Origin of the sequence: Streptomyces sp. NPDC056224, assembly GCF_042267665.1 — a bacterium.
Lineage (GTDB): Bacteria > Actinomycetota > Actinomycetes > Streptomycetales > Streptomycetaceae > Streptomyces.
In genome coordinates, this window is the sequence record NZ_JBHJTK010000006.1 from 216,175 (window position 1) to 238,441 (window position 22,267).

The following is a 22,267-nucleotide window of genomic DNA, read 5'->3' on the forward strand; positions in this document are numbered from 1 at the left end:
ACGGCCGGGAAAACAGACGCGCGGGGCGACGCGGCCGGTGTATCGGCCTCGTCACCCCGCGCGCTGGCGGCTCCCGAACCGGGTCTTTGCGGACGTCGGTCACGGCGATGGCATTGCGATGGAGCGGGTGGATCAGTGGGCGGCCGCGCGGGCCATCGCACCCGTCCGGCGCGGCTGCAGCGGGACGCTGCTCGCCGTGGCACGGGCCGGCGGTGCTGGTGCGCGGTCACGGCGCGGCTGTGCGGCCACACCGTTCTGGACGTCCATCACGGCGTGCGCCACGAGTCCGCCCATCGGGTCGTGCCGGATCAGGTCCCGCAGCCGGGACCTGGACGACCGCCCCTCGTTGCCGGGGTACAGGTGCTTGCCGAGCCCGACCGCGTGGGCCAGTGCGGCAAGCGCCGCGGTCCGCGGGTCCGGCGGTACGCCGGTGCGGATCGCACTGTCGAGCCGGGCACGGATCTCCCGGCTGATCGCCGTGTCCGTCGCCTGGTAGCGAGTTGTCGGCAGCACCCCGCACATCTGTCCCGCGACGGCGTGGACCATGCCGCAGCGCTCCAGGTGCGCGAGGTAAATCTGGCGGAGCCCCAGGCGGGGTCCACCGATCCAGTGGACGGCCCGTACCGGACTGCCGCGCCTGCGCAGCAGTTCCAGTGCGGAGTCCAGAGTCGGATCTCCTGTCGGCCGTGGCATCACCACGGCGATACGATCCCCGTCAGGGGCTATCCGTCCTGCCAGAGCCAGCTCCACTAGCTGTGCCCCGGCCAGGCCGAGGTCGAGCGACTGCGGCTGCGCCGTGGTACCCGTGGCCGGGTCCAAGGCGAGCAACAGAAGCTCCTCCGGAATTGTTCTGCGGCTCCTGCCCATCCATGCCTCCCCGCGTGGATGAGTGACAGGGTGACGCCTCTCACATTCATCTGTCGAGAGCGCGTGGCCGCTTTGTGGGGGAACCCGCAGCTATGTCGTTCTCGTCTAGCACGGGGGCGATGCCCCCTAGACGGGACACTGTTAGACATTCGGACAGCCGGACATGGCGACGACGGAGGAGGAACTGGTGGCGGGCGAGTCCCCCGACAAGTCGGTTGATGAAGGAACGCCGGGGGTGGCGTCGACCTCCGCGGAGGGTGACCCGAGGCTCTCGGTGTTCCGGCCGCGGGATTCCGAGGCCCCCGCCGCTGAGCGGGATGCGCTGCGGGACGTGGTGGCGGCGTGGGTCGCCACGGCCGACGAGGAGACCTCCGAGGAGGACCGGGCTCCGGAAGCGGCGAGTCGGGCAGCGGTGCCCGCGCCGGACCCCGGCGCCGCCGGGTCCTCCGAACGGGCGGAGCGGGCCTCAGGGTCGGGGTCGGGTTCGAGTGCCGGGGCTGAGGCCGAGGCCGAGGCGGCGGATCCGGCTGCCGTGCGGCCGCAGGCCGCTGGTTCCGCTTCGGGTCCGGCCGGGTCGAAGTCGGCTCCGGCTGACCGGTCTGTGGATTCCGCTTCGGCGGATCCGGAGGTCGAGAAGCCGGCTCCGGCCGACCGGCCCGCGGGCTCCGGTTCGGCTGCGCCGAAGGAGTCCCCGGTGGGGAAGCCGGCTCCGGCCGATCGGCCTGCCGATTCCGCTTCGGTGAAGTCGGAGGTGGTGTCGGAGGTCGAGAAGCCGGCTGCTGCCGGGCGGTCCGCGGGCTCCGGTTCGGCTGCGCCGAAGGAGTCCCCGGCGGGGAAGTCGGCTCCGGCCGATCGGCCTGCCGATTCCGCTTCCGTGGAGCCGAAGGCGGCTGCCGCCGATGGGCCGGCCGACAGCGAGCGCACCGCCGTCTTCCGCACCGGGAAGCCGGCCTCCGACGCACGGCCCGCTGGTTCCGCTTCGGCGGAGCCGAAGGCTGCTCCCGCCGGCGGATCGGCCGACAGTGAGCGCACCGCCGTGTTCCGGGCCGTGAAGCCTGCCGCTGCCGACTCCGCTTCAGCCGGGTCGAAGGAGACCCCGGCCGACCGGTCCGGCGGTTCCGCTTCGGCGGAGCCGAAGGCCGCTCCCGCCGGCGGATCGGCCGACAGTGAGCGCACCGCCGTGTTCCGGGCCGTCAAGCCGAAGGCTGACTCCGCCTCGGCGTCCGCGTCCCCCTCCGCGTCTCCCTCCACCTCCCCCTCCGATTCCGATTCCGATTCCGCGGGCGAGTCGGTCAAGGAGCCCGCTCCGCGAGAGCGGACCGGGGTGTTCCGGATTCCGAAGGTGGATTCCGAGGCGGAGTCCGCCGACAGCGAGCGCACCGCCGTGTTCCGTGCGGTGAAGCCGAAGCCGGCTGCGGATGCCGGTTCAGCGACGGAGTCGAAGGCCGAGTCGAAGGCCGAGTCGAAGGCCGCCGCTCAGGCGGAGGAGTCCGCCGACAGCGAGCGCACCGCCGTGTTCCGCGCGGTGAAGCCCGCCGCTGCCGAATCCGCCGCGGCGGCGCCGAAGGCCAGCACCTTCGTGCCGCTACGGACCGACGAGCCCGGGCAGCAGCCGAAGCCGAAGCCGAAGACGGCCGATGCCCCGGCTCAGAAGGCTCCGGCCCCGAAGGCTCCGGCCCCGAAGGTCCCGGCCCCCGCGCCGGCCCCCGCGCCCGCCGCCGCGACGGACCGCACCGAACGGACCACCCAGCAGCCCCTGCCGCCCAAGCCGCCGCTCGACATGCTGGCGGACCTCACGAACAACCCGCCGCCGCCGCCGAGCCCGCTCCGCACCGCGATCCGGCGGTTCAAGATCTACTTCCCGCTCGTCGTGCTCCTCGCGATCATCCTGGCCGTCGTGCAGCTGGTGCGCCCCCTGCCCCAGCCGAAGCTCGTGATGACCGCGAAGTCCTCGTACACCTTCGACGGCGCCAAGCCCGACCTGCCCTGGCCCAGCGAGGGCCAGGCCTACATGGCCGCCGCCGGCCTCGGCACCCTCGGGCAGTCCGGCGAGCAGAAGCCCGTGCCGATCGCGAGCGTCACCAAGTCGATGACGGCGTACATCATCCTGCGCGACCACCCCTTCAAGAAGGGTGAGCAGGGCCAGATGATCGACGTCGACAAGACGGCCGAGACCGAGGGCAAGAAGAACAACTCGACCGACAACGAGTCCACCCTCGACACGGTCAAGGAGGGCGACAAGATCTCGGAGCACGACGCGATCGCCGCCCTCATGATCCCGTCGGCCAACAACATCGCGCGGCTGCTCGCGCGCTGGGACTCGGGTTCCCAGGAGGCGTTCGTCAAGAAGATGAACGACACCGCCAAGGAACTCGGCATGACCAACACCACGTACACCGACCCCTCGGGTCTGGACGCGACGACGGTCAGCACCGCCGAGGACCAGGTGAAGCTGGGCCTGAAGCTCGTCGAGATGGACGCGCTGCTGGAGATCACCTCCAAGCCCAGCTGGGTCGACCCGTCGGGCAAGAGCTGGCGGAACTGGAACGGCCTGGTCCCGTACAACGACTCGCTCGGCATCAAGACCGGTACGACGACCAAGGCCGGCGGAAACCTCCTCTTCGCCGCCCAGAAGAAGGTCGGCAAGACCAACCAGCTGATCGTCGGAGCCGTCCTCGGCCAGCACAAGCCGCCGATCATCGACAGCGTGCTCGCCGCGAGCAAGCAGCTGATGATCGCCACCCAGAAGGCCCTCGAAGGCGCGCCCGTCGTGAAGAAGGGTGATGTCGTGGGACACGTGGACGACGGCCTCGGCGGCCGGACCCCGGTCGTGGCCACCGCCGACGTCCAGGCGGTCGGCTGGGCCGGCCTCACCGTGGACGTGAAGCTGGCCGACGGCGGCAGCAAGATCCCGCAGACCGCCAGGGCCGGCACCGAGATCGGCGTACTGACCGTCGGTGAGGGCGCGAGCCAGGTGAAGGTGCCGGTGGCCCTGCAGAGCGACCTCGCCGCGCCGGGCATTGGCAGCAAGCTGACGCGCGTCGGCTGACAGCAGGTGGGAGCGTGGATCCGGCGCCCCGGGCAACCCCGGGGCGCCGGAGCACGTCTCACGTCCCGGGACCCGGGACGTGTCCGCAGGTGTGGACCCGTGTGTTGATCCATGTGTGGGGGAGTGCGGGGAGTGCGGCAGTGACCACCGCTGAGCAGCAGGGACGCCCGCGGGCAGCCGCTTCGCCGATCGCCGACGGCGAGGGCGGCGCCGTGCTGCCCGCTCCCGCCGCGCCCGGCGGCATACCCCGTCGGCTCCTGCACCGGCTCCTGCACCGGCTCCGCCGCCACCCGGTCGCCGTATCGACGCTGCTCGCCGGGGTGCTGCACGTCGTCTGGTTCTTCAGCTTCGCCAACAGCGGGGGCGATCTCGCCGCGCAGGACGCCTGGGCGGAGTTCGTCGGCCGCCACCCCGACTCGGCGTACAACCTCGCCTGGTACGGGGGCATGCACCCGGTCTCGTACAGCGTGGTCTCGCCGTACCTCATGCACATGCTCGGCGTGCGGACCACGATGATGATCGCGGGCACCGTCTCGGCCGCGCTGCTCGCCCTGGTCCTGACCCGCTGCCGCGGCGCCGTGCGCGAGCCCCTGTGGCCCGCCCTGGCCGGGGTGTACGGGCTGTTCTGCAACGCCCTCTCGGGCCGCGTGACGTTCGGCCTCGGCGTGATGTTCGCGCTCGGCGCGGTCGCCGCCGTCTTCTGCTGGCCGCGCAAATGGGCGGAGCGGCGCTGGGCCAAGGCGGCCGTCGCGGCCCCGCTGGCCGGACTCGCGACCGCCGCCAGCCCGGTCGCCGGGCTCTTCCTCGGGGTGATCGCGGCCGCGCTGTTCCTGAGCAGGCGGCGCCCGGGCGCGTACGCGCTGGGGCTGGCGCCGGTGGCCGTGGTCGGGCTGTCGGCCTGGCTGTTCCCCTTCGCCGGGACGCAGCCGATGAAGCTGGGCTCGGCCGCGCCGCCGTTCGTGTTCGCCCTGGCGATCCTGTTCCTCGTGCCGAAGCGCTGGAAGACGGTCCGGATCGCCTCGGCCGTCTACACCTTCGGGGTCTACCTGACCTGGCAGATCGACTCCCAGGTCGGCTCGAACGTGACCCGGCTGGTCATGCTGTTCGGCGGGGCCGTGCTGCTCGCGGCGCTCCCGTACCCGGTCAGGCGCTCGCGGCACTGGTACGGGGTGCTGCTGGCCTTCGCCGGGCTGAACATCTGGATCACCACCAACAGCGTCATGGACATCGTGCGCACCACTCCGGTGGCCGCCTGGAACCGCGAGCTGGCCCCGCTCGTCGACCAGCTGCAGAAGGCGGGCGCGGACCGGGGCCGGGTCGAGGTGGTCCCGGCCAGCAGTCACCGGGAATCCTCCGCCTTCCCCTCGTACGTGAACCTCGCGCGCGGCTGGAACCGGCAGGCCGACCTGGAGCGGAACCCGCTCTTCTACGACGACACCCTCACCGCCGACAGCTACCGCGCCTGGCTGGAGCGCTGGGCCGTGCACTACGTGGTGCTGCCCGCCGACAAACCCGATTCGGGCGGGGAGGACGAGGCGAAGCTGGTGCGCCAGGGGCTCCCGTACCTCCAGCTGGTGTGGGGCGACGTGAACTGGCAGCTGTTCAAGGTGCACGAGCCGACCGATCTGGTGTCCGGGCCGGCGACGGTGGTGCGGGCGGGCGCCGACCGGCTCGTCATCGACGTGCAGCGGCCCGGGCGGGTGCTGGTGCGCATCCCGCACTCGCCGTGGCTGGGGCTGGTGGACACGGCCGGCAAGCCGGTGGCGCCGCCGGAGGAGACCTTCGCGTCGAAGGCGAAGGCGGCCGCTCCGAAGGAGTACGCGAACACGGCCGGATGCCTGTTCAAGGCCGCTCCGGACGATTCCGGCGACGTGTGGACGGAGCTGCTCGCGCCGACGGCGGGGGAGTACCGGGTGGCGGCGAAGTACCAGCTGCCGCGGGGCACGCCGTGCCCGGAGGAACTGGTCAACGGGTCGCTGGGGCTGCCGGAGCGGCCCGCTCCGCCCCGGCCTTGATCCGGGAGGCGATCGGCATCCGGAAACTTTGCGTCCGGTCCGGGTGCGTTGTCTCGTATATCTGCTTACGATCCCAGTAGTCCGATTGGGTGCTTCCCGAGGGAGTTGACGACGGGATGAGCAAAGAGCAGAAGCAGGACTTCCGAGCGGCTTTCCAGGCCCAGGAGCCGGATCGGCCGCCGCGTCCGGCAGGCCACGGCTTCGACGGCCTGGTGCGGAGCAAGGTGAAGGGCGGGGCGCACACGAAGGCGGACCTGAAGCGGGCCGGAACTCCGCAGGGCGACCGCATCGGCGAGCGCAGCAGAGGCCTGAGCTGACCTTTTCGTAACTACTCGGACGGCCCTTCCGGCTACGGCCGGGAGGGCTTCGTGCGTCGCGCCCGACCTTTCACGGCTTTGCGGGGGACGTGCAGGTGTCGGGCGATCGTCACGTCGCCGATGGACGGTGCGCACATCGCCCTCGCGGCGATCGGGACGGCCGTCAGGGCAAACCGGCTGACAGGGCGGTCGGCGGTCGGCCCGGCTCCGAGCCCGCCCTGCGCCGGCCCCCGCCCGGAGTACGCCATGCCCCCGCCCGGAGTACGCCATGCCCCCGCGCTGCCGCCGGTGCCTGCGCCCGGCGTGCCCGTGCCGCCGCGGGTGCCTGGGGCCCACGTGCCCGGGCCGCCGCGCGTGGCTGTGCCTGTGCCTCGCTTGTGCCCGCGCCGCCGCGCGGGTCGGCGCCCCGTGCGCACCCGCCCGCGCCCCGGACCCGCCCTCCTGTCGGACCCGCGCCGCCGCCGGTGCCTGCGCCCGGCGTGCCCGTGCCGCCGCGGGTGCCTGGGGCCCACGTGCCCGGGCCGCCGCGCGTGGCTGTGCCCGCGCCCCGCTTGTGCCCGCGCCGCCGCGCGGGTCGGCGCCCCGTGCGCACCCCGCCCGCGCCCCGGACCCGCCCTCCTGCCGGACCCGCGCCGCCGCCCGGACCCGCCTCCGCAGCCCCGTCCGGCTCGCAGGGGCGGTGACCGCCCTCGCGGTCACCGCCTGTGCCACCCGGTGTGCCACCCCTGCCGCGACGACGCCGTCTTCTGCGCCGACCTGGCGGCGTGATCCACCGCGATCCCTCCGCGATCCCTCCGCGATTCCCCGCGATTCCCACGCGATTCCCCTGTGATCCACCGCGATCCGGCTGATCCGGCGGGCCCCGACGTGATCTGGCCTGATCTGGCGTGATCTCGACCGGAGGCCGCCTGATGCCCGCTCAGGCGGGCGCATTACCGTGAGCTGACCGGGGAGCCCGGCGACGGACAAGTGAGGACGGACGGGTCCCAGGATCATGAGCGAGACCCAGCGCACGATCAGCCTCCGGCTGCCCGCCTGGACCTCCACCCTGACCTGGAAGGCCGCCCTCTTCATCACCTTCATGTGCTGCGGGCTCGCGGCCCTCCTCGGCGGCCTCGTGCACAACGCCATGACGCACCAGACCGTCGGCACGGCGCGCGAGAAGGCGCTCGCCAAGCTGGAGCGGACCGTCGCCGCGTACGAGGCCGGCTCGCGCATGGCGCGGGGCGAGGGCATAGACCCCGTCGGCCTGCCCGCGGAACTGCGCCGGCTGGCGGTCAGCGGCAAGCGCGGCACGGCCATCGGCGAACACCGCGGCCGGTCCGCCATGTGGGCGGCGGGCCCGGCCGACCACGACAGCGCCATAGCCGTCTCCATCGACTTCACCGCCGCCGAGCGGACCATCGCCGAACTGGACCGGGCCATCCTCGGCTCCTCGGTGCTCGCCATCGGCGGCACCCTCCTCATCGGCGCGCTCGGCGTCACCCGGATCTCCCGGCGGCTGCACCTGACCGCGCAGGTCGCGCGCCGGATCAGCGCCGGCGACCTGGACGCGAGGGTCGGCGACAGCCCGCGGAACAAGGACGAAGTGGCGGCCGTCTCCCGGGCCCTGGACACGATGGCCTCCACGCTCCAGCGCAAGCTGGAAGCCGAGCAGCGGTTCACGGCGGACGTCGCCCACGAGCTCCGCACCCCCCTGACCGGCCTGAACGCGGCCGCCGAGCTCCTGCCGCCGGGCCGCCCGGCCGAGCTCGTACGGGACCGCGTACGGGCCATGCGCGCGCTCACCGAGGACCTGCTGGAGATCTCCCGGCTGGACACGGGCACCGAGCGCGTGGACCTCGACTCCCACGACCTGGCCGACCTGGCGGCCCGTACGATCCGCGCCTCGGGGACGGACACGGCCCTGGAGGTGGTCTCGTCCCCCCGGGTGGAGACGGACCGGCGCCGCCTGGAGCGGATCCTGGGAAACCTCATCGCCAACGCCCACAAGCACGGCGCGGCCCCCGTCGCGGTCAGGGTGGACGGCCGGACCGTGACCGTGACGGACGCGGGCCCCGGCTACCCGGAGTACCTCCTGACCGCCGGCCCGCAGCGGTTCCGTACGGAGGGCATGAACAAGGGCCACGGCCTGGGCCTGACCATCGCCGCGGGCCAGGCCCGCACCCTCGGCGCCATCCTCGCCTTCCGCAACCCCGCCCCGGGCGGCGCCGAGGCCCGCCTCACCCTCCCCGCCCCACCGGCCACCGAGGGCGCGGAGTAACTCCCGCCCCGGCCCCGCCCGTTCCCGCACGACGACGAGGACCCCCGGCCGAGATCGGCTGGGGGTCCTCGATGTGTGCCCTCGGCAGGATTCGAACCTGCGACACCGGCTTTAGGAGAGCCGTGCTCTATCCCCTGAGCTACGAAGGCGGGGATCTGTCGGAAAACGTGTCTGAAAATCGGTCCAGGTGGACGCGACGATCCGGACGGGTTTCCCGGCAGGGTGCGGAGACCTGGCTGTGAGGCCTGGCCACCGCGGTCAGTGTAGCGGGTGGTGCATGATCCGTAAGCGGAGATACGTGTGTACTGGCTCAGGCCGCGAGGCCGTGGGTGATCTTGGCTCGGGCGACGGAGTCGCTGAGCCGGGCACGGCCGATGCAGATCAGCGGGGCCGCGTCGGTCCGTGGGCGGCCTCACCGCGCCAGACCGCCTCCCTCCTTGCCGCGCCGGGTGTCACCTGATGTGACGGGCACCCTTGCGTCGGTCCTGTGAGCGTGGGAGCGCATGGCGTCGACTGGGCGCACCCCCGACCGGGAACGGGAGTTGTGCCGGCCCACCCAAAGTGCCACCGACGAGATCGCAGCGAAGAAGCTCGGCATCGGTCTGCGCACCGCCCGCCGGATGATGTCGGAAATGACGGGCCGCCTCGGAGCACGTAGCCGCTTCGAGGCCGGCGTCCTGGCGACGGAGGCCGGGCCGATTGGACCGATCGACGTGGTGGGAGGAAGAAGATGGATTTTTCTGAGCACTTCGACGAGGCAACCGGGATGAGTTTGACCCGGGAGAACTTCAAACGCGGAACCGCCGCACAACGCAGGGATGAATGGCGGGTAGTCGGCACGGCTTCGCGCTCGATATCCAGCCCGCTCGGCTCGGGCCGGACCCCGCGCCCGGACGTCAGGAGCCTCGCGCCCTGATGGCGCCGCCGTGGCTCCTCGGAGCCGTCGTGGGGAGCCTGCTCTCCGCACGGTGGCCCGGGCACCGGGCGCCCGCACTGCTCGGCGTCACGGCGGCCCTCGTCAGCGGCTGGACGGCCGCGGTTCTCCCCCCGGGCGGCTGACGAAGAGGAGCGCCGGGGTACCGCGGCAGCCGGCGGCCGGACCTTCGCGGGCCGCGGGAGTGCGGGGCCGGGGAGGAAGCCGGTGACCGCGGTCAGTACGGACGCGGGGACATGACCTGGGGATCGGCTCCGGCGGCCTCGAGGAAGCAGCGCGGCACGCCCGGACCGGGTGTGGCGCGCACCGACACCGTGCTCGGTGGATCGGTCGGCAGTTCCACGGGCACGCTGACGGGATGGTCGTCGTGCGTCGTGGCGTGGCCCGTCTCCTTGCCGTCGACGAGCACCTCCACCTCCACTCGGCGGCCCGTCTGGACGGTGGCACTGACCGAGTGCCCGGCGTGATCGACGTGGAAGTGATGACGTCGTCTCATCGGTGCACCTCCCACCTCGTCATCACGGCTGGCTTCTTCCGCATCTCCAGCGTAACCACGAGCTACCAGGGCGGCATGCCCGCCGGGCCGCCGGCGCTTCCGGTCTCCTGGGGGTACGGGGGCCAGCGCTCGACGCCCGGCGCGGCGAGGTACGGGGCGGCGAGGTACGGGGCGGGTTCCGCGGCCTGATGCGGTTGAGGTTGTGGTTGTGGTCGTGAACGCGGCTGCGTCTCGGAGCCGGACCCGGCGGGGGCCTGGAGGCTTCCGTAGCGTTCCATCCGCTGCCAGCGCAGGCGGGATCCGGCGATCGCGGTGAAGACGGACTGGATGACGACCAGGTACATGAGCTGGCGGTAGACGAACTGCTGGAGCGGTAGGCTCCACAGCGCCCCGGGCCTCTCGTCGTCGAGGTGGAAGGCGTACAGGCCCATCAGGACCTGGAGGACGAGGAACGCGCTCCACAGGCCGACGATCCGCAGGGGGTCGAGGAAGACCAGGCCGAAGACGGCGATGATGTCCACGACCGGGGCGAGCAGCGGCAGCAGGACCTGGAACATCAGCAGGTAGAGCAGGCCACGACGGCCGAGCTTCCCGGCCTGGCCCCGCTGGGTGAGGGCGCCGCGGTGCTTCCACATGGCCTGCAGGGTGCCGTAGCACCAGCGGTAGCGCTGCTTCCACAGTGCGCCGAGTGATGCGGGGGCCTCGGTCCAGGCCTTGGCCCGTTCCTCGTAGACGACGCGCCAGCCGTCCCGGCACAGCGCCATGGTCAGATCGGTGTCCTCGGCGAGGGTGATGTCGCTGACGCCGCCGACGCGCAGGAGCGCCTCGCGGCGGAACGCGCCGATCGCACCGGGCACGGTGGGCATGCATTCCGCGAGGTCGAAGAGGCGACGGTCGAGGTTGAAGCCGACGACGTACTCGATGTGCTGCCAGCGGCCGAGCAGGCCGCCGCGGTTGACGACCTTGGCGTTGCCCGACACCGCGCCGACGCGCCGGTTGGCGAAGGGCTGGACGATCATGCGGACCGCGTCCGGCTCGAAGACGGTGTCGCCGTCGACCATGACCAGCAGGTTGCAGGACGCGGCGGCGATGCCGGTGTTGAGGGCCGCTGGCTTGCCGGCGTTGCGCTGGCGGATGACGTGCACACCGGGCAGGCGCAGGGCCTCGACGATGTCGGCGGTGCCGTCGGTGGAGCCGTCGTCGACCACGATGATCTCCACCTGGTGGTCCGATGCGACCAGGGAGCGGACGGCGGCCTCGATGCCGGCGCTCTCGTTGTAGGCGGGGACGATGACGCTGACGGGTTCGGTGACCGGGTTCCCCCAGGGCTTGCGGCGCATCCGCACGTGACGGCGGGCGGCGACGAACACCGCCACCGCGCGCAGCACGCTGATCGCACCGGCCGCCCACAGCAGCCAGGAGAGCACTTCGAGGACCCAGTCGCTCGTGCGCAGCGCCTGGCTCAGGGCGAGGCCCTGCCAGCGGTCGAGGGTCGTGGCCGGTCGTGTGGGTGCCGGGAGGCCGACCGCGTCGCTGACGGTGGCGAAGCGGAAGCCCGCCTCCTTGAGCCGGGGGACGAGCTGCTCAAGGGCCGCGACGGTCTGCGAGCGGTCGCCGCCCGCGTCGTGCATGAGGACGACCTGGCCGGCACTGCCCTTGGGAGTGGCGTTGGCGACGATCTGCCCGACGCCGGGGCGACGCCAGTCCTCGCTGTCCAGTGTGGTGAGGACCGTCAGGTAGCCCTCTCGTCCGGCCTGGGTGACGGTGGCCCAGCCGGCGTCGTCCAGCGCTCGGTTGGTCGACGAATAGGGCGGGCGCAGCAGCGGGGTGGTGACCCCGGTGGCGCCGGCGACGACCAGTTGGCTCTCGCGCAGTTCCAGGGAGCGCCGCCAGTCGGAGGCCGCGCCCAGATCGGTGTGGGTGAAGGTGTGGACGCCGAGCTGGTGGCCGTCCGCGACGATCTGCCGGGCCAGTTCCGGATGGGCCGCCACCTGGGCGCCGACGGTGAAGAACGTCGCGTGCACGCCGTTGCGGCGAAGGACGTCCAGGACCTTCGGCGTCCAGACCGGGTCGGGGCCGTCGTCGAAGGTCAGGGCGATGGTGCGGGGCGCGGCGCCGACCGTCCGGGCGGCTGCGCCGTCGATGACCGGGCCGCCCGACAGGATCTGCTCCGGCACGGCCGCGGCCGGACCCGCCGCGCGCGGTGCGCCGTCGGCCGTCGTGTCGAACATGTGCTTGCTGTAGCCCTGCAGCAGCAGCGCGGCCGAGAGGGTGAGGACGAGCGCGGTGAGCAGCAGCCAGTGGGTGCGCAGGGGGACGTTGCGCACGGTGCCGTGCCGGCCCCGGGGCAGGCGGCGGTTCTTCGACAAGGGGATGTGCTTCCTACCTGTGGTGGTCCGGGCGGGTCACGGGGCGGCTCACGGGTGAGCGGTGGGCTTCCCGCCCTGGCCGGGCGGGGACGTGGGCTTGCCGGAGCGGCCGGATCCGTTCCCCTGCGCCGGGCTGCTCCCCTGGGAGGCGGAGGGAGCCGGCCCGCTGGTGGTGCCGGGCCCGCCCCCGGTCGTCGGCTGGACTCCGGCGCGGGACGGGGAGGGGGACGGGCGGGGCGAGGTGTCGGGCGCACCGGTGCGGCGTACGGCGCCGGGTGAGGGGGAGCCCGGCTCGGCCACGGGAGGTCTGCTCTGGGTGTTCTCCGGGACACGCGGGGACGGCAGGAACGGGGACTGGAGCGTGGGTCCGCCGAACAGTGAGCTGATCAGGAGCACGATGTAAGCGGCGGCGGGGACGACGAGCAACCAGCCGAGGCGGCGTACCCGGCGCTGGCGCCGGCCGGAGGAGTCGACGAAGACAGGGCTCGGGGCGGGGGCGTCCGTCGCGACGTCGCAGATGCGGGGGAGCGGCATCGTGTCGTCGTCCCGGTAAGCCGGTTGTTGCATCGTGGGCAGCCTCTGCGGGTGGCGGGCGGGGAGCGGCGGGGTCACCCTGTGGGGCGACCGGTCGGTGTGTCCTTGCGGGGCGGGGACGGGGAGGGAGCCGGGTCGGTGGCCGGTGGGCCGGTCGGCCGGACGGCCGGCGCCCCCGGGCTCCGGGTCGGCCCCGGGCTGCCGGGGCGGGCGCCGGGTTCGTGCCGGCCGGTCTGCGCCGGTGACGCGGCGCCGTCGGCGATGTCCGTCGGCCGCGGAGCAGGTGAGCCGCTAACTGCTCCGCTCCCGCCGCCCACCGGGTCGGGGAGCGCCGTGGAGGGCGAGGCGGAGGGCGAGGCGGAGGGCGTGCCCGGGTTCCGCGCACCGGGGGCCCCGGCACCGGCCGATGGCGAGGGGGCCGGAACGCCGTCCTCGGGCCCACCGTCCAGGACGGCGGGCAGGTGGCCCGTACCGGCGGCGACGGCGACACCGCCGACGGCGGTGGCCAGCACGGCGGCCGCCACCCTCGCGGCGAGGACCACCGCGGGCGTGCGCACCGACCGCCTCCGGGATGTACGGGATGTACGGGATGTGCGGGACACGGCGGCAGCAGGGGCGAGGCGAGCCGCCCGGAACACGGCCACGGCCGCCTCCTCGCCGGGCAGTTCGCTGCTCGCCGCGGGGGCGGCGGCAGCGGCGAGCAGCCTCACGAGGGCGTCGTGTCCAGCACCGGCACCGGCACCGGTACCGGCCCGGGCACCGGCGAGCAGCCGCTCGGCGGTGTCGTGGTCGATCCGGTGGGTTCGGTGCGTGCTCATCTCTTGCTCTTCAGCGTCGAAGGCGCCGCCGATGTCACTCCCGTGGTGAAACCCCTCCGCCGCGGCTTCGGCCGGGCCGCCCCGTCCGCCCCCTCCGCGCGCCCTTGGCCCCCCGGCGGACCCGCCTCCTGCCGTGCGATGAGCCCGGCGAGCTCGCGCAGGCCGCGGTGTGCCGCCCTGCGCACCGCACCGGGCCTTTTGCCGAGGACGCGGGCGGCGCCCTCCGCGTCCAGGGCCATGACCACCCGCAGAAGCACGGCCTCCGCCTGATCGCGGGGCAGCCGGGATATCAGTGCCAGCGCGTCGGCCGTACCGGGTGCGGCCGCAGCGGACAGGGCCGTACCGGGCGCGGCCTGCGCGGCCCCTTCGGCATCCGGCCGGCGCCCCCGGCGGCGCAGCGGGTCCAGCGCGCGGTCGCGGCCGATCGCCGCGACCCAGCCGCGGAAGTCCCCGAAGTCCCCGCTGAACGAGCCCAGATCGCGGGCCGCCTGCAGCCAGGTCTCGGACGCCACGTCCTCGGCGTCCTCCCCGACCAGCACGGTCAGGTAGCGCAGCAGCCCCGGCTGCACCGCCCGGAACAGCGCCCTGAACGCCGCCTCGTCGCCGTGCCGTGCCGCTCTGATCTCGTCGGACATGGCGCCGGGATCCGGTATGCCACCGGGGACGCCTGCTTCGCTGTCGGCCGGGCCGAACTCCTCCGCACTGTGCACGCGGGACATGATGCGGCATGCGCCCGGGGCGGCTCAGCCGATGTGCTCAGTCGCGGTCGATGTGCACGCTGGTGGACTTCACGCGGGCGGTGGCCCGCATGCCGACCTCCAGCCCCAGTTCCTCGACGGCCTCGCGGGTCAGCAGCGACACCACCCGGTGCGGCCCGGCCTGGATCTCCACCTGCGCCGCGACATCGCCGAGCTTGATCCCGGTCACGATGCCGGGGAAGGCGTTGCGGGCCGAGGTGTACGGGGCGTCCGCCTCCTCCGAGCCTTCCTGGGCGGCTTCCACGCAGAAGGCCGCCAGGTCGGGCCCGTCGACCATGCGGCGCTTGCCGTCCCGGCGGGTCGGGAAGCGCGAGGCGTCCGCCCACCGCCGAGCGGTGTCGACGCTCACGCCCAGCAGCCGCGCCGCCTGTCCGATGGTGTAGGACTCCATGCGCCCACCCTAAGGCGCCGCCGGGAGCGGGCGGCTACGGCCGGATGATCCGCACCTGGTAGCTGCCGTTGCGCAGTTCGCCCACCACCGAGACGCTGATGCCCGCCTTCTCGTCGGTGAACGTCTCGCCCGGGCGGAACGGCGCGTCCGACAGTTCGGCGTGCACATTGGGCCGCCGGGTGCAGCCCCCGCTCGCGTTCGCGCTGTCCGACACCGTCACCGGGCCGCGTCCGGTGTCCACGTCCGAGTCCACCTTGTAGATGAGGACGCCGGGCTTGCACACGGCCTCGTCGTTGCCGGCCCGGGTCCGCACCTCCACCGCGTATCCGGTGCTCTCCGACAGCGGGACGAAGGCCAGCTTCGTGCCGCCCTCCAGCGCCAGCGGCGCCAGGACGTGGTCGCTGACGCCCGACTTCGACGCGCAGCTGATCTGTGTGCCGTCCAGCCAGCCCAGCTTCCACTTGTGCCAGCCCAGCAGGTCGTTGTTGGCGCCCCAGTCCTCGCTCATGATGTCCCAGTGCCCGACCGTTCCCCCGCCGTCGGAGGTGTAGAGGTCGGGCAGTCCGAAGACGTGCCCGTTCTCGTGCGGGAGCACCCGGTAGCCGGTCTCGCGGTGGGTGCCGGAGCCGTCGTCCTGCCGGCTGTAGACGAAGGACGTGTTGGCCAGGGGCACCCCGTCGGCCGTCGGGGCCTCTCCGTTGCCGGAGAAGGTCACCGACAGGACGGTGTCCAGGGCGGAGGGCCCGGCGTTGGGGGTGACCAGGATGTTGATCAGGTCGTACCGGCTGAAGTCCACCTCGGGGTCGGCGGCCTTGGCGATGTGTTCGACGAGCTGCCGGTAGCCCGGTTCGTACGCGGACCCGCGCTCGATCCCGTACGCCGCGAAGGGCATCGGCATCCGCAGCCAGGTCCCTATCGGCGCTTCGGCCCGGTAGCTGAGCCGCCCGTAGGAGCTGGTCCGGAACCAGTCGGAGGTCTGGGGGAAGAACTCCGCCAGCCGGTCCAGCGCCGATCCCTCGCCTTTGGCGTCGGGGAAGTCGATCATCAGGTTCAGTGCCCTGACCTCACCGGTCGAGCGCGAGTACCCCGGCGGGGTCGGCATGCCCTCGGACATCTGCACGCCCATCGTGCCGGTGATCCGGCACGGCGCGAGGGCCGATTCGGCGGTCGTGGCCACGGGCCCCGCCGCCGAACGGGTCCGGCTGGATATCCCCGTGCTCGCCGTCGCCGTGACGCCGAGCGCCAGCGCGGTCAGCGCGATGAACGCGCAGCTGCGGTGTGGTCTGCGTATCCGGTGGCGGGTCTGCGGCATGGAGATCGCCTTCGGGTCCGCGGCAGCCGGCCCTGCCCGGTCTGCGCTCTGTTCGCTCACCCTCCGACGGCTGCGGCGCGCCCGCGCGTCGGGAGAGGCCGAACGTGAAGCGGGTTGTGGCTCAGGTCACACGGAGGAGTGAAATAACCGGGGACGGGATCCCCGTTTGCATGTGAGTCCACCTAAGTGGGGACAGGCTCCCCGGTTGGCGGGGTCCGTGCGTGTCACCGAGTCGGGGAGGCCCCGGAATGAAGCGCTCCACCACCACCGCCCCGGCGGCCCCGTCCGTCCCGGCGGCCCAGTCCGCCCCGGACGCGGCCGTGGGCCCGGCGCCCGCGCCCGCCGGCCCGGCCTGCGCCCCGGCGGGCGGTGCGGCCGGTGCCGCCGGTGCGACCGGCACGGCTGCCCGGACCCGCGTCCCGCGCCCGCGCGCCGACGCGGTCCGCAACCGCGAGCGGATCCTGGCGGCGGCCCGCGAGGTGCTCGTCGAACACGGCTCCGGCGCCCCCTTCGACGAGGTCGCCCGCCGGGCCGGCATCGGCAACGCCACCCTCTACCGGCACTTCCCCGACCGCCCGACCCTCGTCCATCACGTCGTGCTCTACGTCATGGACCAGGTCACCGCCTCGGCCGAGGCCTCCCTCGCCGAGGAGCCCGACGCCTTCGCCGCGCTGTGCCGGTTCACGCACGCCGCCGCCGACGAGCGGATCGGTGCCCTGTGCCCGATGCTCGCGGACGGCTTCGACCGCGACCACCCCGAACTCCTCGCCGCGCGCGGCGCCTTGGAGGCTGCCGTGGACACCCTGCTGGCGGCCGGCCAGGACGCCGGACTCGTCCGTACGGACATCGGCGTCGGCGACCTGATGATCGCCCTCTCCCAGCTCAGCCGGCCCCTCCCCGGCATCGCCTGCCTGGACGCGGACCGCTTCGTCCACCGTCATCTCCAGCTGTTCCTCGACGGGTTGCGCGCCCCGGCGCCCTCCCCGCTGCCGGGCTCGGCCGCGACGCTGGAAGACCTGAGGCAGAAAACCATGTGACGCGCTCAAGCTTCTCGAAATAGCTCTTTTCGGTCATTCCGCACAGTGAAGTGGGTACCCCCATGCCAAAAACAGCCGCGACATCTCCGCCGGCCGCAGATCCCAGCCGCTGGAAGGCACTCGTCTTCATAGCCCTGGCCCAGCTGATGGTCGTCCTCGACGCGACCATCGTGAACATCGCCCTCCCCTCCGCCCAGAGCGACCTCGGCATCTCCGACGGCAACCGCCAGTGGGTCATCACCGCGTACGCGCTGGCCTTCGGCGGACTGCTCCTCTTCGGCGGCCGCATCGCCGACAAGTGGGGCCGCAAGAACGCCTTCGTCGTCGGCCTCGCCGGCTTCGCCCTGGCCTCCGCGCTCGGCGGCGCCGCGAACGGCGAGGGCATGATGCTCGGCGCCCGGGCCCTCCAGGGTGCCTTCGGCGCGCTGCTCGCCCCTGCGGCCCTCTCCCTCCTCGCGGTGATGTTCACCGACGCCAAGGAGCGCGCCAAGGCCTTCGGCATCTACGGTGCGATCGCGGGCGGCGGCGGCGCCGTGGGCCTGATCCTCGGCGGCTTCCTCACCGAATACCTCAACTGGCGCTGGACCTTCTTCGTCAACATCCCCTTCGCGATCGTCGCGGCCGCGGGTGCCTGGCTGGTCGTCCGCGAGCCCGCCGGCGGCCGCAACCGCGCGCCGCTCGACATCCCCGGCGTGGTCCTGTCCACGCTCGGTCTCGTCGCCCTGGTGTACGGCTTCACGCGCGCCGAGTCGGCCGGCTGGTCGGACGGGACGACCGTGGGCATGTTCGTCGCATCGGCGGCCTTGCTGGCGTCCTTCGTGTACACCGAGTCCAAGGTGAGGTCCCCGCTGCTGCCGCTGCGCGTCCTGCTGGAGCGCAACCGCGGCGGCGTCTACCTCTCGCTCGGCCTGGCCGTCATCGCCATGTTCGGCCTGTTCCTCTTCCTCACCTACTACCTCCAGGTCGTGAAGGGCTTCTCGCCCGTCAAGACCGGCTTCGCCTTCCTGCCGATGATCGCGGGCATGATCACGGGCTCCACCCAGATCGGTGCCCGCCTGATGACCCGGGTCGCGCCGCGCCTGCTGATGGGACCGGGCTTCCTGCTCGCCGCCACCGGCATGCTCCTGCTGACCCAGCTCGAAGTCGGGTCCTCGTACCCGGCGCTGATCCTGCCGGCGCAGCTGCTGCTCGGCCTCGGCATGGGTACGGCGTTCATGCCGGCCATGTCCCTGGCCACGCACGGGGTGAACGCGGCCGACGCCGGTGTCGCCTCCGCCATGGTCAACACCTCGCAGCAGGTCGGCGGCGCCATCGGCACCGCGCTGCTGAACACCATCGCCGCCTCGGCGACCACCGCGTACCTGACCGACCACGCGGCCGAGGCCGCGGCGGGCGGGGCCGCGGGCGGGCTCGTCCAGGCGCAGGCCATGGTCGAGGGCTACTCCTCCGCCATCTGGTGGGCGGTCGGCATCCTGGCCGCCAGCTCGGCCATCGCGCTGACCCTGATCAACACCGGCCGTCCCGGCGCGGGCGGCCCGGTGGCCTCCGGCGCGGGCACCGGCTCCGCCGAGGACGCCGGGCTCAAGGTTCCGGTGATCGCCCACTGACGGTGACCGCCCTCTGACGGGGCGCCCGCCCGGGAATGACTGACCGCCCCGCTTGGTTCAAATTTGAACCAAGCGGGGTTAGTCTTTTCGGGTGACCCCGTACCGACGACCGAGGAGCGTCACCGTGACCACCCCCGCCCAGACCCGCATGCCGGCGCTCTACCTCAGCCACGGCGCGCCGCCGCTCGCGGACGACCCCGTATGGCCGGGGGAACTGGCCGCCTGGTCCGCGGAACTGCCCCGCCCCACGGCGGTCCTGATGGTCTCGGCCCACTGGGAGGAGGCCCCGCTCGCCCTCGGCGCCACCACGCCGGCCCCGCTCGTCTACGACTTCTGGGGCTTCCCCGAGCACTACTACCGGGTCCGGTACGACGCCCCGGGGGCCCCGCGGCTCGCCGCCTCGGTGCGGAAGCTGCTGCAGGCTCCCGGCACTCCGGTCCAGGACATCCCGGACCGCGGCCTGGACCACGGCGCGTACGTCCCGCTGGTGGAGATGTTCCCGGAGGCCGACATGCCGGTCCTGCAGATCTCCATGCCGACGCTGGACCCGCGCCGCCTGATGGACATCGGCCGCAAGCTGGCACCCCTGCGCGACGAGGGCGTCCTGATCGTCGGCAGCGGCTTCTTCACCCACAACCTGGCCGCGCTGCGGCACACGGGTCCGGGCGTGCCGTCCTGGTCCGCCGAATTCGACGCCTGGGGCCACGAGGCCCTGGCCGCGGGCGACCTGGACTCCCTGCTCGACTTCGAGGCCAAGGCCCCGGCGGGCCGCCTGGCCCACCCCCGTACGGAACACTTCGCCCCGCTCTTCGTCACCCTCGGCGCGGCCGACGCGGCGGGCGACCTCACCGCCCGCCGCGACGCGGTGGACGGCTTCTGGATGGGCCTCTCGAAGCGTTCCCTCCAGTTCGGCTAGGACGTCCCGCAGCGCCCCCGTGACCGGCCCCCGCGACATGGTGCAGGCCGGTTTCATACGGAAAAGGAGGCTTGTCGCCTATCCAGCGATTCGATGGCCGGTCCAGGCAACCAGAAGGCGGTGGCGGCCGTCTTCAGGGTGGGAGTGCGGCCACGGGCGGCGCTGTTGCGGAGCGAAGACGGCCGTGCCGAAGGTGACGGCGGTCTCGCGGACGTGGTGGTCCCGCACCTCTGCGGGAACTGTCAGGTCAGCCTCCGTTCCGGGCCTGACCTGCACCTCTTCGTGTCCTTGCAGGGGCACTGCCCCCTCTCGCGGCGGGGCAGGATACTGCAAGATCTCGAAAACGAGAGGGCAACGTGGGAATTCTGTCCCGTTTCCAGTCGTTGTTTCCTTCGGATGCGGGCACTCGGGAGAGTGTCCGGGGACGCACACCGCACCACCGGTGCCGTCCGGCAGCCGCACCGCGACCGAACTCATCGCAAGGGAGCACGCATGGCAACCCGCGCCGTCGCCCGTCGTCAGTCCACGAGCAGCGCTCGCGCTGCGGGCGGGGAGATCGCAGACCGCGACCTGGTCGGCATGTACCTGGACGAGATCGCACGCACCCCGCTGCTCGACGCCGCCAGGGAAGTGGAGCTGTCCCAGATCATCGAGGCGGGCGTGTACGCCCAGCAGATCCTCGACGGCGTCATAGAGCGCGAGGGCGAGACGCCCGCGCGCGAGGAGCTGGAGGCGCTCGCCGCCGAAGGCGAGCGCGCCAAGGAAGTCTTCATCCGTTCCAACCTGCGCCTCGTCGTGGCCGTCGCCCGCCGCTACCCGCGCAGTGGTCTGCCCCTCCTCGACCTCATCCAGGAGGGCAACGCCGGTCTGGTCCGCGCGGTCGAGAAGTTCGACTACGCCAAGGGATTCAAGTTCTCCACGTATGCGACGTGGTGGATCCGCCAGGCCATCACCCGCTCCATCGCGGACCAGTCCCGCACCATCCGCCTCCCCGTCCACCTGGTCGAGGAGCTCGGCCGGATCCGCCGCATCCAGCGCGAGTTCAACCGTGAGAACGGCCGGGACCCGGAGCACGCCGAGATCGCCGCCGAGCTCGACTCGACGGAGAAGCGCGTGGGCGACGTACTGGACTGGGCGCGCGACCCGGTCAGCCTGAACATGTCGGTCGACGACCAGGGCGAGACGCAGTTCGGTGACCTCCTGGAGGACACCTCCGCGATCTCCCCCGAGCAGTCCGTGCTCTCGCTGCTGCGCAGCGAGGAGCTGGAGGACCTGCTCGGCAAGCTCGACCAGCGCACCGCTTCGATCATCAGGATGCGGTACGGCATCGTCGACGGCCGCGAGCGGACCCTGACGGAGGTCGGCAAGCAGCACGGCCTGACCCGTGAGCGGATCCGCCAGATCGAGAAGCACGCCCTGCTGGAACTGAAGCGCATGGCGCGCGACACCGGCTTCGACGCCGTGGCCTGACCCCCCCCGACGAGCCCCGGTACCTATCCCCCCCAGGTGCCGGGGCTCCCCCCTGCCCCGTGTCCCTCCCCGGAATCGGGGCCCCGCCCCGGCCCGCTACGCCCCGGCGCCCGCCAGCCGCGCTCCCAGCGCCCGCGCCGCCGCGGCCAGCGCGGCCGGAGCCTGCACCGTGAACGGCACTCCCGTCAGCGCCAGCCGCGCCACCAGCCACTCCGGGGCGTCCGCGGTCTCGAACCGGATCCGCGTCCGGCCGCCGCCGTCGCCGTCCCCGTCGCCCTCCCCGTCCGCACCCCCGGCCGCCGACTCCCGCAACCAGCCCGGCAGGGCCGCCGCGTCCGCCGCGAAGGTGACCTCGACCGCGTACGTCGTGTCCCCGCCCCGCAGCCCCCGGCGCACGAACTCCTCCGCATCCATCGGCAGCTGCCGCGCCACGAACCGGGCCCCCGTCGCGAACGCCTCGCCCACCCGGTCCACCCGGAAGGTCCGCCAGTCCTCGCGCTCCAGGTCATAGGCGACCAGGTACCAGCGGCTCCCCGTGCTCACCAGCCGGTACGGCTCCACCAGCCGCCGCGACCGGGCCCCGTCCCCCGCCCGGTACGCGAACCGCAGCCGCTCCGGCCCCGCCACCGCCGACGCCATCGTCGTCAGCGTCCCCGGGTCCACGCTCGGCCCGTCCCCCCGGGTCAGCGCGGTCGTGGCCGACTGCAGCACGCTCACCCGGCGCCGCAGCCGTGACGGAAGCACCTGCTCAAGCTTGGCCAGAGCCCGGACGGAGGCCTCCTCGACCCCCTCGATCGCATGCCCGGCGCCCGCCCGCAGCCCCACCGCGATCGCCACCGCCTCCTCGTCGTCGAGGAGCAGTGGCGGCATGGCCGCTCCCGCCACCAGCCGGTAACCGCCCTCCGCCCCGAGCGTGGCCTCCACCGGGTAGCCGAGGTCCCGCAGCCGCTCGATGTCGCGGCGGATCGTCCGCGAGCTCACCCGCAGCCGCTGCGCCAGCTCGCTCCCCGGCCATTCGCGCGGGGTCTGGAGGAGGGACAGCAGGGAGAGCAGCCGTGCCGGGGTGTCGGTCATGGCATCCAGGTTGCCAGCGAAATAGGACACCGACTGACCT

The 22,267-nt window shown here is 73.0% G+C and carries 19 protein-coding genes and 1 tRNA gene; 10 read left to right on the plus strand and 10 right to left on the minus strand.

Features of this window, described 5'->3' with window-relative positions:
• Positions 1-132: 132 nt before the first annotated feature.
• On the minus strand, positions 133-867 hold the full coding sequence (locus ACFCZ1_RS11535; protein ID WP_328926181.1) for a GPP34 family phosphoprotein: 735 nt from the start codon (positions 865-867) through the stop codon (positions 133-135).
• Between the two features lie 163 nt (positions 868-1,030).
• Here ACFCZ1_RS11535 and ACFCZ1_RS11540 point away from each other — a divergent pair, with 163 nt between their 5' ends.
• The 4 genes from ACFCZ1_RS11540 (at position 1,031) to ACFCZ1_RS11555 (ending at position 8,511) form a co-directional block, all read left to right on the plus strand.
• Positions 1,031-3,916: a hypothetical protein gene (locus ACFCZ1_RS11540; RefSeq protein ID WP_376678170.1), complete on the plus strand. Its 2,886-nt coding sequence runs from the start codon at positions 1,031-1,033 to the stop codon at positions 3,914-3,916.
• 113 nt (positions 3,917-4,029) lie between these two features.
• A complete protein-coding gene (locus ACFCZ1_RS11545) occupies positions 4,030-5,931 on the plus strand; it encodes an MFS transporter (protein ID WP_376678256.1) in 1,902 nt (633 codons plus the stop codon).
• A gap of 116 nt (positions 5,932-6,047) precedes the next feature.
• Positions 6,048-6,248 carry a hypothetical protein gene (locus ACFCZ1_RS11550; RefSeq protein ID WP_376678171.1) on the plus strand — a complete coding sequence of 67 codons (201 nt, stop codon included), beginning with the start codon at positions 6,048-6,050 and terminating at the stop codon, positions 6,246-6,248.
• A gap of 994 nt (positions 6,249-7,242) precedes the next feature.
• Positions 7,243-8,511: an ATP-binding protein gene (locus tag ACFCZ1_RS11555; protein WP_376678172.1), complete on the plus strand. Its 1,269-nt coding sequence runs from the start codon at positions 7,243-7,245 to the stop codon at positions 8,509-8,511.
• A 76-nt stretch (positions 8,512-8,587) separates the two neighbouring features.
• Here the strand turns inward: ACFCZ1_RS11555 and ACFCZ1_RS11560 are convergent.
• Positions 8,588-8,660 (minus strand) — tRNA-Arg (locus ACFCZ1_RS11560).
• A gap of 354 nt (positions 8,661-9,014) precedes the next feature.
• On the opposite strand from ACFCZ1_RS11560, the gene ACFCZ1_RS11565 reads away from it, so the two are divergent.
• On the plus strand, positions 9,015-9,281 hold the full coding sequence (locus ACFCZ1_RS11565) for a hypothetical protein (protein WP_376678173.1): 267 nt from the start codon (positions 9,015-9,017) through the stop codon (positions 9,279-9,281).
• A 145-nt stretch (positions 9,282-9,426) separates the two neighbouring features.
• A complete protein-coding gene (locus tag ACFCZ1_RS11570) occupies positions 9,427-9,570 on the plus strand; it encodes a hypothetical protein (RefSeq protein WP_376678174.1) in 144 nt (47 codons plus the stop codon).
• A 92-nt stretch (positions 9,571-9,662) separates the two neighbouring features.
• Here ACFCZ1_RS11570 and ACFCZ1_RS11575 read toward each other — a convergent pair whose 3' ends face one another.
• From ACFCZ1_RS11575 to ACFCZ1_RS11605, 7 genes are all read right to left on the minus strand, one after another.
• Positions 9,663-9,941, minus strand: a complete 279-nt coding sequence (locus ACFCZ1_RS11575) for a hypothetical protein (RefSeq protein WP_376678175.1) — start codon at positions 9,939-9,941, stop codon at positions 9,663-9,665.
• Between the two features lie 62 nt (positions 9,942-10,003).
• Complete coding sequence (locus ACFCZ1_RS11580) at positions 10,004-12,310, minus strand: bifunctional polysaccharide deacetylase/glycosyltransferase family 2 protein (protein ID WP_376678176.1); 2,307 nt, start codon at positions 12,308-12,310, stop codon at positions 10,004-10,006.
• Between the two features lie 48 nt (positions 12,311-12,358).
• Positions 12,359-12,877, minus strand: coding sequence for a hypothetical protein (locus tag ACFCZ1_RS11585; RefSeq protein ID WP_376678177.1), 519 nt, complete (start codon positions 12,875-12,877; stop codon positions 12,359-12,361).
• A 41-nt stretch (positions 12,878-12,918) separates the two neighbouring features.
• Complete coding sequence (locus ACFCZ1_RS11590; protein ID WP_376678178.1) at positions 12,919-13,662, minus strand: hypothetical protein; 744 nt, start codon at positions 13,660-13,662, stop codon at positions 12,919-12,921.
• Entirely contained in the window at positions 13,659-14,381 is a 723-nt protein-coding gene (locus ACFCZ1_RS11595) for an RNA polymerase sigma factor (protein ID WP_376678179.1), read from the minus strand. The genes ACFCZ1_RS11590 and ACFCZ1_RS11595 overlap by 4 nt, the downstream gene beginning before the upstream one ends.
• A gap of 37 nt (positions 14,382-14,418) precedes the next feature.
• Entirely contained in the window at positions 14,419-14,811 is a 393-nt protein-coding gene (locus tag ACFCZ1_RS11600) for a molybdopterin-binding protein (protein ID WP_376678180.1), read from the minus strand.
• A gap of 34 nt (positions 14,812-14,845) precedes the next feature.
• Positions 14,846-16,123, minus strand: a complete 1,278-nt coding sequence (locus ACFCZ1_RS11605; protein ID WP_376678181.1) for a M6 family metalloprotease domain-containing protein — start codon at positions 16,121-16,123, stop codon at positions 14,846-14,848.
• A gap of 248 nt (positions 16,124-16,371) precedes the next feature.
• On the opposite strand from ACFCZ1_RS11605, the gene ACFCZ1_RS11610 reads away from it, so the two are divergent.
• The 4 genes from ACFCZ1_RS11610 to ACFCZ1_RS11625 all read left to right on the plus strand — a co-directional run bounded on the left by ACFCZ1_RS11610 (position 16,372) and on the right by ACFCZ1_RS11625 (position 21,153).
• On the plus strand, positions 16,372-17,160 hold the full coding sequence (locus tag ACFCZ1_RS11610; RefSeq protein ID WP_376678182.1) for a TetR/AcrR family transcriptional regulator: 789 nt from the start codon (positions 16,372-16,374) through the stop codon (positions 17,158-17,160).
• A 62-nt stretch (positions 17,161-17,222) separates the two neighbouring features.
• Entirely contained in the window at positions 17,223-18,767 is a 1,545-nt protein-coding gene (locus ACFCZ1_RS11615) for an MFS transporter (protein ID WP_376678183.1), read from the plus strand.
• Between the two features lie 148 nt (positions 18,768-18,915).
• Positions 18,916-19,683 (plus strand): dioxygenase, encoded by a 768-nt coding sequence (locus ACFCZ1_RS11620; protein WP_376678257.1) that lies wholly within the window; start codon positions 18,916-18,918, stop codon positions 19,681-19,683.
• A gap of 492 nt (positions 19,684-20,175) precedes the next feature.
• A complete protein-coding gene (locus ACFCZ1_RS11625; protein ID WP_376678184.1) occupies positions 20,176-21,153 on the plus strand; it encodes an RNA polymerase sigma factor RpoD/SigA in 978 nt (325 codons plus the stop codon).
• Between the two features lie 96 nt (positions 21,154-21,249).
• Here ACFCZ1_RS11625 and ACFCZ1_RS11630 read toward each other — a convergent pair whose 3' ends face one another.
• A complete protein-coding gene (locus ACFCZ1_RS11630) occupies positions 21,250-22,227 on the minus strand; it encodes a helix-turn-helix transcriptional regulator (RefSeq protein ID WP_376678185.1) in 978 nt (325 codons plus the stop codon).
• Positions 22,228-22,267 lie beyond the last annotated feature (40 nt).

Excerpts from the sequence above, each read along its gene's own strand:
- ACFCZ1_RS11535 (WP_328926181.1), bottom strand. The coding sequence starts at position 867 with ATGGGCAGGAGCCGCAGAACAATTCCGGAGGAGCTTCTGTTGCTCGCC.
- ACFCZ1_RS11540 (WP_376678170.1), top strand. The coding sequence starts at position 1,031 with ATGGCGACGACGGAGGAGGAACTGGTGGCGGGCGAGTCCCCCGACAAG.
- ACFCZ1_RS11550 (WP_376678171.1), top strand. The coding sequence starts at position 6,048 with ATGAGCAAAGAGCAGAAGCAGGACTTCCGAGCGGCTTTCCAGGCCCAG.
- ACFCZ1_RS11555 (WP_376678172.1), top strand. The coding sequence starts at position 7,243 with ATGAGCGAGACCCAGCGCACGATCAGCCTCCGGCTGCCCGCCTGGACC.
- ACFCZ1_RS11565 (WP_376678173.1), top strand. The coding sequence starts at position 9,015 with ATGGCGTCGACTGGGCGCACCCCCGACCGGGAACGGGAGTTGTGCCGG.
- ACFCZ1_RS11570 (WP_376678174.1), top strand. The coding sequence starts at position 9,427 with ATGGCGCCGCCGTGGCTCCTCGGAGCCGTCGTGGGGAGCCTGCTCTCC.
- ACFCZ1_RS11575 (WP_376678175.1), bottom strand. The coding sequence starts at position 9,941 with ATGAGACGACGTCATCACTTCCACGTCGATCACGCCGGGCACTCGGTC.
- ACFCZ1_RS11585 (WP_376678177.1), bottom strand. The coding sequence starts at position 12,877 with ATGCAACAACCGGCTTACCGGGACGACGACACGATGCCGCTCCCCCGC.
- ACFCZ1_RS11590 (WP_376678178.1), bottom strand. The coding sequence starts at position 13,662 with ATGAGCACGCACCGAACCCACCGGATCGACCACGACACCGCCGAGCGG.
- ACFCZ1_RS11595 (WP_376678179.1), bottom strand. The coding sequence starts at position 14,381 with ATGTCCCGCGTGCACAGTGCGGAGGAGTTCGGCCCGGCCGACAGCGAA.
- ACFCZ1_RS11600 (WP_376678180.1), bottom strand. The coding sequence starts at position 14,811 with ATGGAGTCCTACACCATCGGACAGGCGGCGCGGCTGCTGGGCGTGAGC.
- ACFCZ1_RS11605 (WP_376678181.1), bottom strand. The coding sequence starts at position 16,123 with ATGCCGCAGACCCGCCACCGGATACGCAGACCACACCGCAGCTGCGCG.
- ACFCZ1_RS11610 (WP_376678182.1), top strand. The coding sequence starts at position 16,372 with ATGAAGCGCTCCACCACCACCGCCCCGGCGGCCCCGTCCGTCCCGGCG.
- ACFCZ1_RS11615 (WP_376678183.1), top strand. The coding sequence starts at position 17,223 with ATGCCAAAAACAGCCGCGACATCTCCGCCGGCCGCAGATCCCAGCCGC.
- ACFCZ1_RS11620 (WP_376678257.1), top strand. The coding sequence starts at position 18,916 with ATGCCGGCGCTCTACCTCAGCCACGGCGCGCCGCCGCTCGCGGACGAC.
- ACFCZ1_RS11625 (WP_376678184.1), top strand. The coding sequence starts at position 20,176 with ATGGCAACCCGCGCCGTCGCCCGTCGTCAGTCCACGAGCAGCGCTCGC.
- ACFCZ1_RS11630 (WP_376678185.1), bottom strand. The coding sequence starts at position 22,227 with ATGACCGACACCCCGGCACGGCTGCTCTCCCTGCTGTCCCTCCTCCAG.